Source organism: Pseudonocardia sp. GCM10023141 (assembly GCF_042653605.1).
Window position 1 is genome coordinate 243,532 of record NZ_JBHSIR010000006.1, and the last position, 16,881, is coordinate 260,412.

At 71.9% G+C, this 16,881-nt stretch carries 20 protein-coding genes; 14 read left to right on the top strand and 6 right to left on the bottom strand.

The window, feature by feature from the left end:
* Positions 1–2: 2 nt before the first annotated feature.
* The 4 genes from ACFPFQ_RS02190 to ACFPFQ_RS02205 form a co-directional block, all read right to left on the bottom strand.
* Positions 3–617, bottom strand: a complete 615-nt coding sequence (locus tag ACFPFQ_RS02190; protein ID WP_379614337.1) for an ATP-dependent Clp protease proteolytic subunit — start codon at positions 615–617, stop codon at positions 3–5.
* A 176-nt stretch (positions 618–793) separates the two neighbouring features.
* Positions 794–2,254: a trigger factor gene (tig, locus tag ACFPFQ_RS02195; protein WP_379614140.1), complete on the bottom strand. Its 1,461-nt coding sequence runs from the start codon at positions 2,252–2,254 to the stop codon at positions 794–796.
* Between the two features lie 122 nt (positions 2,255–2,376).
* Entirely contained in the window at positions 2,377–2,742 is a 366-nt protein-coding gene (locus ACFPFQ_RS02200; RefSeq protein ID WP_379614142.1) for a hypothetical protein, read from the bottom strand.
* A gap of 73 nt (positions 2,743–2,815) precedes the next feature.
* Complete coding sequence (locus ACFPFQ_RS02205; RefSeq protein ID WP_379614144.1) at positions 2,816–3,010, bottom strand: CsbD family protein; 195 nt, start codon at positions 3,008–3,010, stop codon at positions 2,816–2,818.
* Positions 3,011–3,142: 132 nt separating this feature from the next.
* Between ACFPFQ_RS02205 and ACFPFQ_RS02210 the strand changes: the two genes are divergently transcribed.
* The 8 genes from ACFPFQ_RS02210 to ACFPFQ_RS02245 all read left to right on the top strand — a co-directional run bounded on the left by ACFPFQ_RS02210 (position 3,143) and on the right by ACFPFQ_RS02245 (position 10,880).
* Positions 3,143–3,700 (top strand): RNA polymerase sigma factor, encoded by a 558-nt coding sequence (locus tag ACFPFQ_RS02210; protein ID WP_379614146.1) that lies wholly within the window; start codon positions 3,143–3,145, stop codon positions 3,698–3,700.
* Positions 3,697–4,344, top strand: a complete 648-nt coding sequence (locus tag ACFPFQ_RS02215; protein ID WP_379614339.1) for an Asp23/Gls24 family envelope stress response protein — start codon at positions 3,697–3,699, stop codon at positions 4,342–4,344. Before ACFPFQ_RS02210 ends, ACFPFQ_RS02215 begins: the two co-directional genes overlap by 4 nt.
* A 5-nt stretch (positions 4,345–4,349) precedes the next feature.
* Complete coding sequence (locus ACFPFQ_RS02220) at positions 4,350–4,691, top strand: Asp23/Gls24 family envelope stress response protein (RefSeq protein WP_379614148.1); 342 nt, start codon at positions 4,350–4,352, stop codon at positions 4,689–4,691.
* Positions 4,692–4,851: 160 nt separating this feature from the next.
* The gene (locus ACFPFQ_RS02225; RefSeq protein WP_379614150.1) at positions 4,852–5,859 is read left to right on the top strand and encodes a LacI family DNA-binding transcriptional regulator; all 1,008 of its coding nucleotides are present in this window, start codon (positions 4,852–4,854) and stop codon (positions 5,857–5,859) included.
* Between the two features lie 51 nt (positions 5,860–5,910).
* Positions 5,911–7,545 (top strand): glycoside hydrolase family 13 protein, encoded by a 1,635-nt coding sequence (locus tag ACFPFQ_RS02230; protein ID WP_379614152.1) that lies wholly within the window; start codon positions 5,911–5,913, stop codon positions 7,543–7,545.
* A 14-nt stretch (positions 7,546–7,559) separates the two neighbouring features.
* A complete protein-coding gene (locus ACFPFQ_RS02235; RefSeq protein WP_379614154.1) occupies positions 7,560–8,945 on the top strand; it encodes an ABC transporter substrate-binding protein in 1,386 nt (461 codons plus the stop codon).
* Between the two features lie 70 nt (positions 8,946–9,015).
* Positions 9,016–9,903, top strand: coding sequence for a carbohydrate ABC transporter permease (locus tag ACFPFQ_RS02240; protein WP_379614156.1), 888 nt, complete (start codon positions 9,016–9,018; stop codon positions 9,901–9,903).
* Positions 9,900–10,880 (top strand): carbohydrate ABC transporter permease, encoded by a 981-nt coding sequence (locus ACFPFQ_RS02245; protein ID WP_379614158.1) that lies wholly within the window; start codon positions 9,900–9,902, stop codon positions 10,878–10,880. Before ACFPFQ_RS02240 ends, ACFPFQ_RS02245 begins: the two co-directional genes overlap by 4 nt.
* Here the strand turns inward: ACFPFQ_RS02245 and ACFPFQ_RS02250 are convergent.
* Complete coding sequence (locus ACFPFQ_RS02250; RefSeq protein WP_379614160.1) at positions 10,870–11,970, bottom strand: FAD-dependent monooxygenase; 1,101 nt, start codon at positions 11,968–11,970, stop codon at positions 10,870–10,872. The two genes, ACFPFQ_RS02245 and ACFPFQ_RS02250, sit on opposite strands and share 11 nt — an antisense overlap.
* A gap of 50 nt (positions 11,971–12,020) precedes the next feature.
* Here ACFPFQ_RS02250 and ACFPFQ_RS02255 point away from each other — a divergent pair, with 50 nt between their 5' ends.
* The 3 genes from ACFPFQ_RS02255 to ACFPFQ_RS02265 all read left to right on the top strand — a co-directional run bounded on the left by ACFPFQ_RS02255 (position 12,021) and on the right by ACFPFQ_RS02265 (position 14,308).
* Entirely contained in the window at positions 12,021–12,596 is a 576-nt protein-coding gene (locus ACFPFQ_RS02255; RefSeq protein ID WP_379614162.1) for a TetR/AcrR family transcriptional regulator, read from the top strand.
* Between the two features lie 111 nt (positions 12,597–12,707).
* Complete coding sequence (locus ACFPFQ_RS02260; protein ID WP_379614164.1) at positions 12,708–13,586, top strand: pyridoxamine 5'-phosphate oxidase family protein; 879 nt, start codon at positions 12,708–12,710, stop codon at positions 13,584–13,586.
* Between the two features lie 107 nt (positions 13,587–13,693).
* Positions 13,694–14,308 carry a DUF998 domain-containing protein gene (locus ACFPFQ_RS02265; protein ID WP_379614166.1) on the top strand — a complete coding sequence of 205 codons (615 nt, stop codon included), beginning with the start codon at positions 13,694–13,696 and terminating at the stop codon, positions 14,306–14,308.
* 7 nt (positions 14,309–14,315) lie between these two features.
* Here the strand turns inward: ACFPFQ_RS02265 and ACFPFQ_RS02270 are convergent, their stop codons facing one another.
* Entirely contained in the window at positions 14,316–14,978 is a 663-nt protein-coding gene (locus ACFPFQ_RS02270; RefSeq protein ID WP_379614168.1) for a (2Fe-2S)-binding protein, read from the bottom strand.
* A 64-nt stretch (positions 14,979–15,042) separates the two neighbouring features.
* Between ACFPFQ_RS02270 and ACFPFQ_RS02275 the strand changes: the two genes are divergently transcribed.
* The 3 genes from ACFPFQ_RS02275 to ACFPFQ_RS02285 are packed head-to-tail and all read left to right on the top strand — an operon-like array spanning position 15,043 to position 16,633.
* Positions 15,043–15,876 carry a MerR family transcriptional regulator gene (locus tag ACFPFQ_RS02275; protein ID WP_379614170.1) on the top strand — a complete coding sequence of 278 codons (834 nt, stop codon included), beginning with the start codon at positions 15,043–15,045 and terminating at the stop codon, positions 15,874–15,876.
* Entirely contained in the window at positions 15,873–16,238 is a 366-nt protein-coding gene (locus tag ACFPFQ_RS02280; RefSeq protein ID WP_379614172.1) for a VOC family protein, read from the top strand. Before ACFPFQ_RS02275 ends, ACFPFQ_RS02280 begins: the two co-directional genes overlap by 4 nt.
* Positions 16,235–16,633: an SRPBCC family protein gene (locus ACFPFQ_RS02285; RefSeq protein WP_379614174.1), complete on the top strand. Its 399-nt coding sequence runs from the start codon at positions 16,235–16,237 to the stop codon at positions 16,631–16,633. The genes ACFPFQ_RS02280 and ACFPFQ_RS02285 overlap by 4 nt, the downstream gene beginning before the upstream one ends.
* Positions 16,634–16,881: the final 248 nt, after the last annotated feature.

A 16,881-nucleotide genomic window follows, 5' to 3' on the forward strand; every position in this document is an offset into this window, starting at 1 on the left:
GCTCACTTCGAGCTCCCGTTCCCGTTCGAGCTAGTGGCGTCGGGAAGCTGCCCGGCGCGGGAGATCACGTGGTCGACGAACCCGTACTCCAGTGCCTCCTGCGCGGAGAACCAGCGGTCACGGTCGAAGTCGGCGATGATCTTCTCGACCGTCTGACCGGTGTGGCCCGCGATCAGCTCCGCCATCTCGCGCTTGTGGCGCTTGAACAGCTCGGCCTGGATCTGGATGTCGGACTCGGTGCCACCAACACCAGCCGAGGGCTGGTGCATGAGGATCTGGCAGTGCGGCAGCGCGTAGCGCTTGCCGGGAGTGCCCGCTGAGAGCAGGAACTGCCCCATGGACGCTGCCAGGCCCATCGCGTAGGTGGACACGTCGCAGGGAATGAACTCCATCGTGTCGAAGATGGCCATCCCCGCGGTGACCGATCCACCCGGCGAGTTGATGTAGAGCGCGATGTCGGCTTCGGGGTCCTCCGCCGACAGCAGCAACATCTGTGCTGCGATCCGGTTGGCGATGTCGTCGTCGACCTGCTGGCCGAGGACGATGATCCGCTGCTGCAACAGCCGCTCGTAGACCGAGTCGGAGAGAGTCATCGACGAGGGGCCACCGCCCCGCATCGAGGCTCCGACCGTGCGGTCCGCGCTACGCGGGCCGGTGTCCTGCTTGCTCACTTCACCCTGCCTTCTGCTGGTCAGCTCGCGTCTGTTGTCCGACTTCGACCCTACGCGGACGGGCGGGCAGCCCGCCCGGATGAGGCCGCGTGTTCGCTGTGGGCGTTGCCCGCCCGGGTGAATCAGGAAGTGCTTGCCGTCGTGGACTCGGCGTCGGCCTTGTCGGTGGCGGCTGCGTCCACGTCGGACGCTGTGTCGCCGGACGCAGTGTCCTCCTCCGGGGCCGGAACCTCGAGCACCTGGGGCGCGTCGTCCTCGTCGTCGCCGAGCAGCTCCGACAGGTCGACCTCGGCACCAGCGGCGTCGGTGACGGTGGCCGCGCGGACCGCCGTGATCAGCGCCTTGCTGCGCCGCACGTCGGCGTAGATGGCGCCGAGCTGGCCGGCCTCCTGGATGCGACGGACGAACTCCTCCGGCGGCATCTGGTACTGCTGGGCCTGGAAGACGATGCGCTCGGTGAGCTCCTGGTCGTTGACCGAGACCTGCTCGGCATCGGCCAGTGCGTCGAGCACGAGGCGCGTGCGGACCGACTTCTCGGCCTCGGTGCGCGTCTCGGTGTCGAACTCCTCGCGGGTCTTGCCCTGCGAGGTGAGGTACTCGGCGAAGCGGTCCTCGTCGTGGTCGAAGCTGTGGACCGCGTCGTGGGTGACGTTGTCGACCTCGGCGGTGACCACGCTCTCCGGCAGCGGCACCTCGGTGGCGTCGACGATGGCCTCGAGGATCTTGTCGCGGGCCTGGGTGACCTGGTCCATCTTCTTGACCCGACCGAGGCGCTCGCGCAGGTCGGAGGTGAGCTCGTCGAGCGTGTCGAACTCGCTGGCGAGCTGCGCGAACTCGTCGTCGGCATCGGGGAGCTCGCGCTCCTTGACGGCCGTGACCTTGACGGTGACCTCGGCGTCCTTGTCGGCGTACTCGCCGGCGACCAGCTTCGAGGTGAAGGTGGCCGACTCGTCGGCCGAGAGGCCGGTGATGGCCTCGTCGATGCCGTCGATCAGACCACCCTGGCCGACCTGGTAGGAGAACCCGGTGGTGGCAGCCTCCTCGACGACGGTGCCGTCGACGGTGGCCGACAGGTCGATGAGGACGAAGTCGCCCTCGGCGGCCGCGCGCTCGACGCCGGTGAGGGTGCCGAAGCGGGCCCGCAGGTTCTCCAGCTGCGCGTCGACGTCCTCGTCGGTGACCTCGACGTCGTCGACGGTGACCGCGATCGACTCGAGGTCGGGCAGCGTGATCTCCGGGCGGACGTCGACCTCGGCGGTGAAGGCGATCTTGTCGCCGTCAGCGATCTCGGTGACCTCGATGTCGGGCTGCCCGATGGGCTTGAGCTCACCATCGGAAGCCGTGACGGCCTCGCTGTACTTCGCGGGCACCGCCCCGTTGACGACCTCTTCGAGGACGACGCCCCGGCCCAGGCGGGCGTCGATGATGCGCGCGGGAACCTTGCCCGGGCGGAAGCCCGGGACCTTCACCTGCTGCGCGATCTTCTTGTAGGCCCGCGCGAAGTCCGGCTTCAGCTCGTCGAACGGCACCTCGACGTTGATCCGGACCCGCGTCGGGCTCAGCCGCTCGACGGTGCTCTTCACGGTGGGGTACTCCTCGATCTGTGGAACTGGCGAAACAGCCCGTGTGAACCCGGACCGTAGGCGTCGGCACGCGCCGCAGAAGCTCAGCTGGGCGACACCACCGACGGGTAGTTCTCGCGAGTCTAGGCGAGGCGGCCGCGGGGGGCGTCGCCGCCCGTGTCCGGAGCGGGCGGAACGGTCGGTGGCGGCACCACCACGTCGGACACCGTGACGTCGACGGGAACCGGTCCCAGCAGTCCCTGCACGATCACGCCGAGCTCGGCGGCCAGCTGTGGCAGCGCGATCCCGAGCCGCGCGACCACCGCCACCTCCAGCCGGTCGCCGGCACCCGTCACGCGGAGCCCGACGATCCGGCCGCCGGGCAGGTAGGTGGCCACGGTGCCGAACGGGCCGCCGTCGAGGCGGGCCACGGCGGGATGGGCGAGCACCGCCGCGGTCAGCCGGGGTGCGGCCTCGGCGACGCGGCTCGTCAGGTCGGGATCCGGCACGGCCGCACCCTACGCACAACGCGCAGGGCGGCTCCCCCGCAACCGGGGGAACCGCCCTGTGGAGGAGTTCGGATCAGCTCTTGAACTTGTCGGCGACATTCGACGCGGCGTCCTTCACCGAGTCGCCCGCCTGCTTGACGTTGCCCGTGACCTGGTCCTTCTTGCCCTCGGCCTCGAGGCTCTCGTTGCCGGTCAGCTCGCCGACCTTCTCCTTGACCTCACCGATGACCTCTTCGGCCTTGTGCTTTGCCTTGTCGATGAAGCTCATGGCGTTCTCTCCTGTCGGGGACACCGGTGCGGCCATCGCGGCTGCGGCTACCGTGTCCGCTGTCAGTTCAGACGCCGCCGGCCCGGTCACCCTCACGGTGACGCCCGCCACAGTCGCGATGGGGAGGTTCGGGTGCCGGTCGGGGCTGCCTCTCCGGACCAGCTCGACGACCTCACGCTCGTCGTACGGGCGCAGGAGGGCGACGTCCGCGCGTTCGAGGTGCTCGCGCGGCGCCACCAGGCGGCGCTCTACCGGCTCGCGGTGCGCGTCATGGGCGATGCCGCCGAGGCCGAGGACGCCCTGCAGGAGGCGCTGCTGGACGCGTGGCGGCGGATCGATCGCTTCCGCGGCGACTCGGCGTTCTCCACCTGGATGTACCGGGTGGTCACGAACCGCTGCGTCGCGATGCTGCGCAAGCGCAGGCCGGTACCCGTGGACGAGGTGGCCGACGTCGTCGTCGCCCCCGACTCGCCGTCGCACGCTGCCGAGCTCGACGCGGGGATGGCCGCGCTCGGCCGCGCGTTGCAGGGGCTGCCCGACGAGCAGCGGATCTGCTGGGTGCTTCGCGAGCTGGAGGGCCTCGGCTACACGGAGATCGCACTGATCACGGGTGCGAGCGAGGATGCTGTGCGCGGGCGGATCCACCGTGCGCGGGTGCGGCTGGCGGAGGTGATGCGACCGTGGCGATGAACGTCGAGGACGACGGCGGGGCCGAGCTGCTGGCGTGCGGCCGCGACGCGGCACTCGTGTGGGATCGCGCCGAGTCCGGCGCGGAACCCGACGCGCACGAGCGCGACTGCCCGCACTGCACCGCGGCGTTCGCCGACGCGCGGGGCCTCGACGCCGTCGTCAACCGGATGGCGGCGCAGGTCGTGGAGCCCCCGGCCACGGTGCTCGACCGGGTGCTGGGCGCGGTGCGCAGCGAGCTGCGGCCATGGGACGTGCTGGCGCTCGCGTCACCCCACGGCCCGGCCCGGCTGTCCCGGCCCGCGGCCGCGGCGGTGCTGCGCGACGTCGTCGACCGGATGGGTGGGGTCCGGGCCCGCAGCTGCCGCATCGAGCAGGCAACCGGCGAGCTCACCGCCCACATCGCGATCACCGTCACCGCGCAGTTCGGGGTGGACATCGCCACCGTCACCGCCCGCGTCCGGCAGATGGTGATCGCGGCGGGCGAGCAGGCGCTCGGGGTACCGGTGGCTCGGGTCGACATCGAGGTGGTCGACGTCTACGGCGACACGGTCCATGGCGACACGCTCCGGGGCGACACGCTCCGGGGCGACACCCTCCATAGCGACACCCTCCATGGCGACACCGTCGGGGACGGTGCACCGTGACCGGGGTGACCCTCCACGTCGGTGAGACCGCCGTGGCCCGGATCGCCGGGCTGGCCGCGCGCCGGGTGCCGGGGGTGGTGGCGCTGCCGGCGAACATCGGGCAGGCCCTGCTCGGGATGGCCGGCACGTTCTTCGGCACCGACCGGCTCCGCCCACCCACCGACGGGGTCCGCGCCGAGGTGGACGGCACCACCGCCACCGTCACCGTCTCGGTGGTGACGCAGCTGGGGCACAACTGCCGCGACCTGGCCCAGGCGGTGCAGCGGGAGGTGGCTGCGGAGGTGGCGGCTGTGACGGGACTCGAGGCGATCGTCACGGTCACGGTCACGGACGTCCTGCTGGACTGAGCGGTGGCCGTGGTGGCTGTGGTGGCGGCTGCAGCGGGGTCGGCAACAGCCACACGGTTCCATGTGGCACTCAACCGACACCCGTCCGACCACCACCCCATCGAGCAAACCCCCCGCAAGCCATGCAAGATTTTGCGTGCACCTGCGCTACTCTTGCGCCATGACGCGACGCTTGGCGAGGGTGGCACAGCAGGTCGGGGTGTCCGAGGCCACGGTCAGCCGGGTGCTCAACGGCAAGCCGGGGGTCTCCGAGGCCACCCGCGAGGCCGTGCTCACCGCCCTCGACGTGCTGGGCTACGAGCGCCCCACCCTGCTGCGCGGCGAGCGGGCCCGGCTGGTCGGGCTCGTGATCCCGGAGCTGCAGAACCCGATCTTCCCGGCGTTCGCGGAGGCCGCGGGAGGGGCGCTGGCCCAGCACGGGCTCACCGCGCTGCTGTGCACGAGCTCAGCGGGCGGGGTCACCGAGTCCGCCTACGTCGACCTGCTGCTGCAGCAACAGGTGTCGGGGGCCCTGTTCGCGGGCGGCCAGTACACCGAGGCCGACGCACAGCACGATCACTACCGCCTGCTGCTGGCGCGCAGGCTGCCCACCGTCCTGATCAACGCCGCCGTCGACGGGCTGGACTTCCCTCAGGTCTCCTGCGACGACGCCGTAGCCGTCGAGCAGGCGTTCGGTCATCTCGTCGCGCTCGGACACCAGCACATCGGCCTGCTGCTGGGGCCGGAGGACCACGTACCGTCGCGCCGCAAGCTGGCCGCGTTCCGCACCGCAGCCGAGCGCAGCGGGCGCGACGCCGAGCTGGTCGAGAACGCCCGGTTCTCCCTCGAGAGCGGCCAGGCCACGATGCTGCGGCTGCTCGACCGCGGCGTCACCGGCGTCATCTGCGCCAGCGACCCGCTGGCGCTGGGCGCGATCCGCGCCGCCCGCAGGCGCGGCCTCGCGGTCCCGGACGACGTCTCGATCATCGGGTTCGACGACTCGGCGCTGATGACCTGCGTCGACCCGGCACTGACCACGATCCGCCAGCCCATCGAGGCGATGGCGAAGGCCGCCGTGCAGCTGCTCGTGCACCAGATCGACGGCGGCCAGGTACGCACCAACGAGCTGCTGTTCGAGCCGGAACTGGTCGTGCGCTCCTCCACGAGTCCTGTCAAAGTTCTGACTTAGTTCTGTCAATCTCTTGCGTTGATCTGATCGACGAAGCTACCGTCCGCTCCCATGAACGACGGGGAGTGGTGGCGCGACGCGGTGATCTACGAGGTCTATCCGCGCAGCTTCGCCGACGGCAACGGCGACGGTGTCGGTGATCTCGCCGGCGTGCGCTCGCGGCTGCCCTACCTCGCCGACCTGGGCGTCGACGCGCTCTGGTTCACCCCCTGGTACGCCTCACCGCTGGCCGACGGCGGTTACGACGTGGCCGACTACCGCGCGATCGACCCGGTCTTCGGCACGCTCACCGAGGCGGAGGAGCTGATCACCGCGGCGCTGGCGGTCGGCATCCGCACGATCGTCGACGTCGTCCCCAACCACGTTTCCGACCAGCACCCGTGGTTCCAGACCGCGCTGGCCGCCGCACCCGGGTCCTCCGAGCGCGCCCGGTTCTGGTTCCACCCCGGCCGGGGCCCCGGCGGCGCCGAGATGCCGACCCGCTGGCCGTCGGAGTTCGGCGGGGAGAGCTGGACCCGCACCAAGAACGCCGACGGCACACCCGGCGAGTGGTACCTGCACCTGTTCGCCGCCGCGCAGCCCGATCTCAACTGGAGCCACCCGGACGTCCGGCGCGAGCACGAGGACGTACTGCGGTTCTGGTTCGACCGCGGCGTCGCCGGTGTGCGCATCGACTCGGCCGCGCTGCTGGTGAAGGACGCCGCGCTGCCGGAGATCCCGGCCAACCCCGGACCCGGCGAGCACCCGACCACCGACCGCGACGGGCTGCACGACATCTACCGGAGCTGGCGCGCGATCGGTGACTCGTACAGCCCGCCGCGCATGTTCGTCGGCGAGGTCTGGCTGCCCGACGTCGAGCGCTTCGTCCGCTACCTGCGCCCCGACGAGCTGCACACCGCGTTCAACTTCGACTTCCTCGCGCGGCCGTGGGATGCCGCGCAGCTGCGCGCGTCCATCGACATGACGCTCGCGGCGCACGCTCCGGTCGGCGCACCGGCCACCTGGGTGCTGTCCAACCACGACGTCACGCGACCGGTCACGCGTTACGGCCGCTCCGACACCGGATTCTCGTTCGAGGCGAAGCGGCGCGACACCCCCACCGACCGCGCCCTCGGCACACGCCGCGCGCGGGCCGCCGCGCTGCTCACCGCCGCGCTGCCGGGATCCCTGTACCTCTACCAGGGCGACGAGCTGGGCCTGCCCGAGCACGAGCAGTTCGACGACGACCTGCGCCAGGACCCGATGTTCCAGCGATCCGGCGGCGTCGACCCGGGCCGTGACGGCTGCCGGGTGCCGCTGCCGTGGTCGGGCAGCGCGCCACCGTTCGGGTTCGGCCCCGACGGCGCCGCGCCGACCTGGCTCCCCCAGCCCGCCGACTGGGCCACCTTGACCGTCGAGGCGCAGGCCGCCGATCCCGGCTCGATGCTGTCGCTCTATCGCGACGCCCTGCGGATCCGTCGCGCCGAGCTGGGTGACGGCCCGATGCGCTGGCTGCCGGCACCCGACGGCGTGCTCGCGATCGAGCGGGGCCCGCGTTTCCGCTGCGTGCTCAACATGTCCGACCAGCCGGTGCCGCTCCCCACGCACACGGCGGTCCTGCTCGCGAGCGGCCCACTGGTCGCCGGCGAGCTCCCCCCAGACACCGCGGCGTGGCTGCGGACCACGCCATCTGCGTCGGCGCAGTAGGAGAGGAAACGACAATGAGGTCCATCCGAAGAGGTGCCAGCGGGGTAGCCGCTGCGCTGGTCGTCGCCGGCCTGGTGGCCGGCTGCAGCGGCGGGAGCACGGCGGCAGCGCCTGCCGCCGACCCGAACGCCAAGGTCTCCATCTCGGTGGTGAGCCTGAAGCCGGGCAGCGAGAAAGCGGCGTTCGACGCCTTCGACAAGCAGGTGGCGCAGTTCGAGGCCGCCAACCCCAACATCGACGTCACGCCCCGCGAGTACGAGTGGACCGGCCCGACGTTCACCGCGCAGCTGGCGGGCGGCACCCTCCCGACCGTCTTCACGGTGCCGTTCACCGACGGCAAGTCGCTGGTGGAGCGCGGCCAGCTCGCTGACATCACCGACCCGATGAAGGCCTTCGGGTACCTCGACAAGTTCAACAAGGCCGTGCTCGCCGCCGGTCAGGGCCCCGACGGGCACATCTACGGGGTGCCGACGGCCGCGTACTGCATCGGCCTGCAGTACAACCGTGCCCTGTTCACCCAGGCCGGGCTCGACCCGGACAAGCCCCCGGCGACGTGGGACGAGGTCCGCGCCGACGCCAAGATCATCGCCGCGAAGACCGGGCAGGCCGGCTACGCGCAGATGACCAGCGAGAACACCGGCGGCTGGATGCTGACCTCGCTGACCTCCGCGCTCGGCGGGCGGATGCAGGTCGTCAACGGTGCCAAGACCGAGGCCACCGTCGACAACCCGGGCGCGAAGGCGGCACTGCAGCTGCTGCACCAGATGCGCTGGGACGACAACGCGATGGGCGCCAACTTCCTCTACGCCTGGGGCACGATCAACCAGGACTTCGCCGCCGGCAAGATCGGCATGTACATGGGCGGCTCGGACGTCTACACCTCGCTCTACCAGCAGAACGGCATGAAGCCCGAGGACTACGGGCTCGCCGTGCTGCCGCTGGGCACCGGCGGCGAGGCCGGCCTGCTCGGTGGCGGCACGCTCGCCGCGGTCAACGTCAAGGCCACGCCGAACGAGCAGGCCGCCGCCGCGAAGTGGATCGACTTCTACTACATGTCGAAGTTCACCAAGCAGGATGCCGCCGTGCTCGACGCCAAGACCCTCGCCGACAGCAAGCAGCCCGTCGGGGTGCCCCAGCTGCCGATCTTCGACAAGGCCACGCTGACGCAGTACGACGGCTGGATCAAGCAGTACGTGAACGTGCCGCTGGCGCAGATGACCTCGTTCACCAACGGGATCTTCAGCCAGGCGCTCGCCGGCGAGCCCGCAGCGCACACGCAGGAGATGTACGCGGCGCTCGACCCGGTGGTGCAGGCGGTGCTCACCGACCGCAACGCGAACATCGACACGCTGCTCAAGCAGGCCGACACCGACGTCCAGGCGATCCTCGACCGGAGCTGACCGCTCACAGGCCAGCCGGCGGCCGGCCGGGGAACACCCGGCCGGCCGCCGCGCACGGAGGTAACGACGCATGACCACCTGGATCCGGCGCGGCGGGCTCACCACGCTGCTGTTCACGGCACCGCTGCTGGTGATCTTCGGCGTGTTCTCGTGGTGGCCGATCGTGCGCGCCGCCGTCATGAGCGTGCAGAAGACCAACCTCGTGACGGCGCCGAAGTTCGTCGGCATCGACAACTTCACGCACGTGCTGGCCGACCCGCTGCTGTGGACGGCGGTGCAGAACACGGCGTGGTTCGCGGGCATCGCCCTCGTGTTCGGCTACCCGATCCCGCTGGTGCTGGCCGTGCTGATGAGCGAGGTCCGCCGCTTCCGCGGGCTCTACAGCGCCATCGCCTACCTGCCCGTCGTCGTGCCGCCGGTGGTCGCCGTGCTGATGTGGAAGTTCTTCTACGACGCCCGCCCGGACGGCGTGTTCAACACGATCATCGGGCGGTTCGGGATCGCACCGCAGCAGTGGCTGCAGTCGGCCGGCAGCGCGCTGCCGTCGCTCGTGCTGGAGGCGACGTGGGCGGCGGCGGGCGGCACCGTGATCATCTACCTGGCCGCGCTCATCGGCATCCCGCCCGAGCTCTACGAGGCTGCCGAGGTCGACGGCGCGTCACTGTGGCACAAGGTGTGGCACGTGACGCTGCCGCAACTGCGCGGCGTGCTGCTGGTGACGCTGATCCTGCAGATCATCGGCACGTCGCAGGTGTTCCTCGAGCCGTTCCTGTTCACCAACGGCGGGCCGGCGCACTCGACGCTGACGATCCTGCTGCTGATCTACGACTACGCGTTCGCGTCCAGCCTCGGCGGCGACTACGGCGCCGCCACCGCACTGAGCCTGATGCTGGCGGTGTTCCTCGCGGTGCTCTCGGCCGTCTACCTCCGGCTCACGAAGTCCTGGAGCACGTCATGAGCGCCCCCGCCCGGCCCCGGCCCGCCCCGACGGCGCCCCCCACGGATCCCGCTCCCCAGCGACCGGCCGGGCGCCGGGCGGCGAAGGCGGCGGCTGACCAGCCGCCCCGCGGCATCGTCTCGTCGATGGACTGGCGGACACCTCGGACCCGGACGCTGCTGACGACCGTCTTGGCCCTGCTGCTCGTCCTGCTGGCCGTGGTGTGCCTCGGGCCGTTGTTGTGGCTGGTCAAGGCATCGGTCAGCACCACGCAGGACACGTTGCGCAGCCCGATGGCGCTGTTCCCGAGCGGTATCGACTGGGCCAACCTCGCCACGGCGTGGACCACCGTGCACATCGACCGCTACTTCGCCAACAGCATGATCATCGCCGTCGGGGCGTGGTTCGTGCAGCTGGTCGTCGCGACGACCGGCGGGTACGCGCTGGCGATCCTGCGGCCGCGCTACGGACCGGTCCTGTACTGGCTGGTGCTCAGCACGCTGTTCGTGCCGGCGGTGGTGCTGCTCGTGCCGCTGTACCTGACGGTGCTCGACCCGCCGCTGATCGGCACGTCGCTGGTGAACACGTTCTGGGCGGTGTGGCTGCCTGCCGGTGCCAACGCGTTCAACGTGCTGCTCGCGAAGCGCTTCTTCGACAACCTGCCGCGCGAGATCTTCGAGGCCGCGCGCATCGACGGCGCCGGGCCGTTCCGCGTGTTCTTCTCGGTGCTGCTGCCGATGTCGCGCCCGATACTCGGGGTGATCTCCGTGTTCGCGTTCATCGCGGCGTGGAAGGACTTCCTCTGGCCGCTGGTGGTGCTGCCCGACCCGGACGTGCAGCCGCTGTCGGTGCGCCTGCCGACGCTCGCACGCTCCATCGAGCTCGACGTGCTGCTGGCGGCGCTGACGATCTCGGCGCTGATCCCGGTGGTGCTGTTCATCGTGTTCCAGCGGACGTTCCTGCGCAGCGCGGGGCTCGGCGGCGCGATCAAGGGCTGACCGGCGGCGACCAGCTCAGCACCGGAGCCAGCCCGCGGACCAGTGCCGAGGCCGGCGCGAGCCGCATCGCGGTGTTGCGCAGCGCCACGGGGATCGCGCCGGACAGCTGCGCCACGGTGCCGAGCTGGTGCGAGCGCCGGGCGATGCGCTGCGTGCGGCCGCGGCGGGCGCTGTCGTAGCCGTCGAGCCCGACCGCGGCGAGCGTCACGGCGTCCTCGAGCACCTGGCACGCGCCCTGGCCGAGGTTCGGGCTCATGGCGTGCGCCGCGTCGCCGAGCAGGACGACCCGGCCGCGCCGGTAGGTCGGCAGCGGCGGCAGCTCGACGACGTCGTGGCGCAGCACGGCGTCGTCGGCGACGCCCGCCAGCAGCTGCGGGATCGGCTCGTGCCAGCCGGCGAACCGGCGGCGCAGCTCGGAGAGCTCCCCGTGCGGGCCGCGGACGCCCTCGGCGACCTGCGCGGCGGCGAAGCAGTACACGCCCCCGCCGCCCAGCGGCACGATGCCGAAGCGCGTGCCGTGCCCCATGCTCTCGCTGCCGGCCAGCTCACCGTCGAAGGTGGTGAGGAAGCGCCATGCGGTGTAGCCGGCGTAGCGCGGCGGCCGGGCCGAGGGCCACAGCGCCGCGCGGACGGCGCTGTGGATGCCGTCGGCGCCGACGACGAGGTCGGTGCCCGTCGTGCCGGTGCGGTGCGTGACGGTGCCGTCCTCGTGGACGCCCGTGACCTCCACACCGGACCGGAGCAGCTCGGCGGGCAGCGCCGCACGGAGGACGTCGAGCAGCTCGGTGCGGCGGACGACGACCGTGGCGCCGTAGCGGCGCTCGATCTCGGCCGTGTCGGTGCGGGTCAGCCAGCGGCCGCGGGTGTCGCGGATGCCGGCCGAGGACTCGGCGAGCGCGCGTGACCGCAGCTGGTCGCCGAGCCCGAGCGCGTCGAGCGCGCGAACGGCGTTGCCCCACAGCGAGATGCCGGCGCCGACCTCGGTGAACTCCGGGGCCCGCTCGAGCACCTCGACCTCCCAGCCCTTGCGGTGCAGCGCGATCGCTGCCGCCAGCCCACCGATACCGCCACCGACCACCGTTGCCCGCATGGCGAGCCTCCTCTACACCTGTAGTGTCTCTACAACTGTAGAGTACAAAGGTGCCCCGAAGGGAAGACCTGGCCGATGCGGCGATCGCCACACTCGCCGAGCAGGGGATGCGGGGCCTCACCCACCGCGCGGTCGACCGGACCGCCGGCGTGGCCGAGGGCTCCACGTCCTACTACTTCCGCACCCGCCACGCGCTGCTGGAGGCGATCGTCGAGCGGCTCGCCCAGGTCGACACTGCCGACGCCCTCGCACTGACGACCGCTGGTGCGTTCACGGCCGAGGCGCTCGACGCGGTCGTCGACCACTGGCTCACGGCGGGCCGCAACCAGATGCTCGCGCGCTACGAGCTGGCACTGGAGAGCACCCGCCGCCCGGAGCTGCGCCGCGCGTTCGAGCAGGCCGGGGGTTCGATCCGGACGCGGCTGGCCGACGTGCTGGCGCGCAACGGGGCGGGAGACCGGGCCCGGGCCGACCGGCTGGTGGCCGGCATCGACGGGCTGATCTTCGACCAGCTGGTGGGTTCGGGCACCCGCCGGATGTCACGAGCCGAGCGACTCGCCGTCATCGAGGGGTTGTTGCAGGGGGCGCTCGGGGGACGTCAGCAAGGTGGCCTTCCAGACGTCTGACGTCAGGAGGGCCACCCTGCTGACGTGCGGCCGCGGGCCAGGACCGGAAGTTACCGGTGAGTTCGCCCACGAACCGGCCCCGGAGCACGTGCCGAGGGCCATCCTGGGCTTATGAGACAGTGTGTCACCAGCTCGCTGCACGACCCCCAGGTCGCGCGCGTGCTGCGCGGGGCGACCGTCGCCTACCTGGGCGTCGAGGCCCGGCGCGGCCCCCACGTGACGCCCCACCGCTTCACGGCGGCCGACGGGCGCATCTGGATCATCGTGCCCGATCGGGCGCTCAAGGTGCGGGCGCTGCGCAAGCGACCCCGTGCCGGGGTGCTGATCCGCGGCCGCGACGGCCGCAGCGTGGTGATCACCGGCACCGCCGAGATCCACTCGCTGCGGGAGCCGGGCGAGGCCGTCCGGGCCGCGTTCCACCTGCCCTCGATCGCGGCGGCGGGGGCGTCCTACGCGGCCCGCAACGTGACGCAGATGGCCGGGTACGCCGTGGACCTCCTGACGATGACGCGCGGTTCGATGCCGCTGGACCGCGTGCTGATCGCGATCCGCCCGGATACCGCTACGGTCCTCGACGAGCCGGACCCGGCCGCAGCAGGCGGCGACACCCGGTGGTCGGACATCGCCGACCGGCTGCCGTCGACGGTCGCACCGCTGCTCGGCACGGCGGGCGACGCCGCGCTGGGCTGGTCGACCCCGAACGGGCCGCTCGTCCTGCCGGCCCGCTGGGAGCCCGCGGGCGCGCGGATCACCGTGCCGACCGGCGTCGACCTCCCCCGCTCCGCACCCGCGAGCCTGACGCTCGACCGGTCCGTCGGCCGCCGCCCAACCGGCTTCCGCGGGGTGGTGGTGCAGGGTGCCGGGGATCTCGCCGGGGGCCGCGTCACGCTGGCGCCGCGCACGGCGTCGTGGTGGAAGGGCTTCGAGACCGGCAGCATCGCGGTGGACGAGCCGGCCCCTGCCGGCAACGCGCTGATGGCGACGGCGTAGGGGTTCCGCAGGCTCTCGGCTGGCAGGAAAGCCACTTTCCCGCAACGTCGTTGCGGGAAAGTGGCTTTCCTGCAACGGGGTGGAGGGGGCCGTGAGACCCTCCCGCCATGACGCCCACAGCGCCATCCCGAGCGCTCTTGACCTGCGGCATCGTGGCCGGGCCCCTCTTCGTCGCGGCGTTCCTGGTCGAAGGCGCGCTGCGGCCGGGCTACAGCCCGATGCGCCATCCCGTGAGCTCGCTGTCGATCGGTGAGTACGGCTGGACGCAGATGGCCAACTTCCTCGTCACGGGGCTGCTGGTGCTCGCGCTCGCGTGGGGCCTGCGCGACGAGGGGCGCTGGACACCCACCCTCGTCGGCCTGCTCGGCGTCGGCCTGCTCGGCGCGTGCGTGTTCACCTGCGACCCGATCAACGGCTACCCGCCGGGCACGCCGCTGGCTCCGGTCGCCACCACGCACGGCACGCTGCACAGCGCCTTCTCGTCGCTGCTGTTCCTCGGGCTGCCGATCGCCTGCCTGGTGGCGGCGCGGCGCGCGGGTCGCGGCAGGTTCGCCGGCTACAGCATCGCCACTGCCATCGCGTTCCTCGCGCTGTTCGTGCTGGCCGCGCTGGGCTTCGCCCAGAACCCCGCGTTCCTGCCGGTGGCCGGGCTGATGCAGCGGCTGTGCCTGGCCGTGGGGTTCGCCTGGCTCGCGGCGCTCGCCCTGCGCAGGCGCGCGTGAGCAGGCCTCAGCGCGACTGCAACACGCAGTCGCCGCACAGGCCACCGCCGGGCACGCGGTAGTACAGGCAGCACGAGCGCCTGCGGAACGGGCGCAGCTCCGCGGAGCCGGCCAGCCTGCCGGCGCTCAGCAACTCCTCGGCCAGCGCCGTCGCGCGAGCCGCGGCAGCCGGTCGCCGGGTCGCGACCTGCCCCCGCGCGCTCGACACCGAGGACGCGACGCTCCCCCACAGGATCTGCTCCGAGATCGCCACCTGCGCGCGGACGGCCGCGACGAGCGGCACCATGTGCTCCTCCACCACGGCCGCCGCGACGTCGGTGCCGTCCGCGAGCGGCGCGTCGGTCCACAGCGGCCACGGACCCGAGGCCGATGCCCGCCAGTGCACCGCGTCGGGTGTCCAACCGGGCAGCACGCCGTGCAGCACCACCGCGGCGAACGGGGCCGACAGGATCCGCGCCGCCAGGCCCTGGAACGCGATCGACGCCGCCACGCGCTCGTCGCTGCCGAGCGTGCGGCGCACGTGCGCGATGCGGTCGCGCAGCGGCACCGGGTCGGTGTAGAGGTCGCGCAGCGGGCGCCAGGTCGGGTCCACTGACTCGGCCGGGTTCGTGGCGACGGCGAAGAACGGCCCGAGCCGGGCCACATCGGCCAGCACCCCGCGCGCGTCCACCCCGCCATCTTTCCTGCAGCGGGGTCTTGGCTCTCCCCCCGGGGGAGACCGGAGGATTCAACCCATGGACAACGGCCTGCTGCCGATCGGCGCCTTCTCGAGAGCGAGCTTCCTCTCGATCAAGGCGCTGCGGGCGTACCACGAGGCGGGGCTGCTGGTGCCGGTCCGGGTCGACCCCGACACCGGCTACCGCAGCTACCACGCGTCACAGCTGATCGACGCCGCGGTGATCGCACGGCTGCGCGCGCTGGACCTGCCGCTGGACCGGGTGCGGGAGGTGGTGCACGCACGTGACCCGGACGTCACGGCGCGGGTGCTCGCCGACCACGAGACGGCGATGCGATCACGGCTCGCCGAGGTGCAGCGCATCGTCGCGGAGCTGCACGACAGCCTCGACGCTCCGGCCACCCACACCCCGGTGCACGTGCGCGAGGAGCCCAACCAGCACACCCTCGCCCTGCGCGGGCAGGTGACGGAGGCGAACTTCGACCAGTTCCTCGCCCAGGCCTACCCGCGGCTGGGCGCCGTCGCCGCGCAGCTGGGGATCGAGCCGATCGGGCCGGCAGCGGCGCTCTACCCACCCGAGATCGTCGACAACACCCCCGACGACGTGGAGGCCTACTTCCCCATCGCGCGCCCCGTCGCCGTGCCCGCCGGGTCGGGCGTGGTGATCGGCGAGATACCGGCGGCACGGGTCGCCGTGCTCGTGCACGCCGGTCCCTACGCGACCATCGCCGACACCTACCGGCACCTCGGCGCGTGGGTCGCGCAGCACGCGACGCCGCTGCCGTTGCAGATCCGCGAGATCTACGTCGTGAGCTTCACCGAGACCGCCGACACCAGCCGCTTCCGCACCGAGATCCACTGGCCCATCACCCCCACCGAGGAGACGTCATGACCATCACCCTCACCTCCATCACCCTCGACTGCGACGACGCGCAGGCCGTCGCCACCTTCTGGTCCGCCGCACTCGGCCGCACCGTCAACGACGGCGCGTCCCGGGAGTTCGCGAGCATCGGATACGGCCGCGGCAGCGAGACCCCCGCATGGCTGTTCCTGCGGGTACCGGAGGGCAAGTCGGCGAAGAACCGCATGCACGTCGACCTGACGGCGACCGACCGGGAGGCCGAGGTCGAGCGGCTGGTCGGGCTCGGCGCCCAACGCGTGGGCGACGTCGCCGAGTGGGGCCACAAGTGGACGGTCCTGCAGGATCCCGAGGGCAACGAGTTCTGCGTGGCCGAGCAGCAGGCCTCCGCATGACCGCGCTGACACGTGAGCTGACCCTTCCGGCCGACGTCGCCACCGTCTGGGCGGCCGTCCGCGCGGTCGGCACGCCGCACGTGGACCTCGTCCCGGGGTTCGTGGTCGATGCGCGTCTCGAGGAGGACGCACGGATCGTCACGTTCGGGAACGGGACCGTCGCTCGCGAGCTGATCGTCGACGTCGACGACGACGCCCGCAGGCTCGCCTACGCCGTGATCGACTCGCCGATGGGGCTGACGCACCACCACTCGACGATGCAGGTGCACGGCGACGGTGCCGGTGGCTCGCGCCTGGTGTGGACGGTGGACGCGCTCCCCGACTCCGCCGCCGGCCGGCTCGATGAGCTGATGACGCTGGGCGCCTCGACGATGACCAGGCATTTCGGCGGCTGACTACGCAGCCGCCTCCCAGCGGCCACCCGGAAGGGCAGCAGGGCGTCCCTCCTGACGTCGAGCGTCGGGAGTGACGCCCTGCTGACGTCCGGGCCGCGCCACCGCACCTGTGAATCACGTCTGAGAATTCGAGGTGGCGCCGCGCCCGCCCCACCCGGCCCACTCCTGGACACCGAACGATCATGTCTTCGACGTTTCGCGTGTTCCAGGCCACCTACGGGCACCTCCGGCCGGGGCCGCGGACGGCG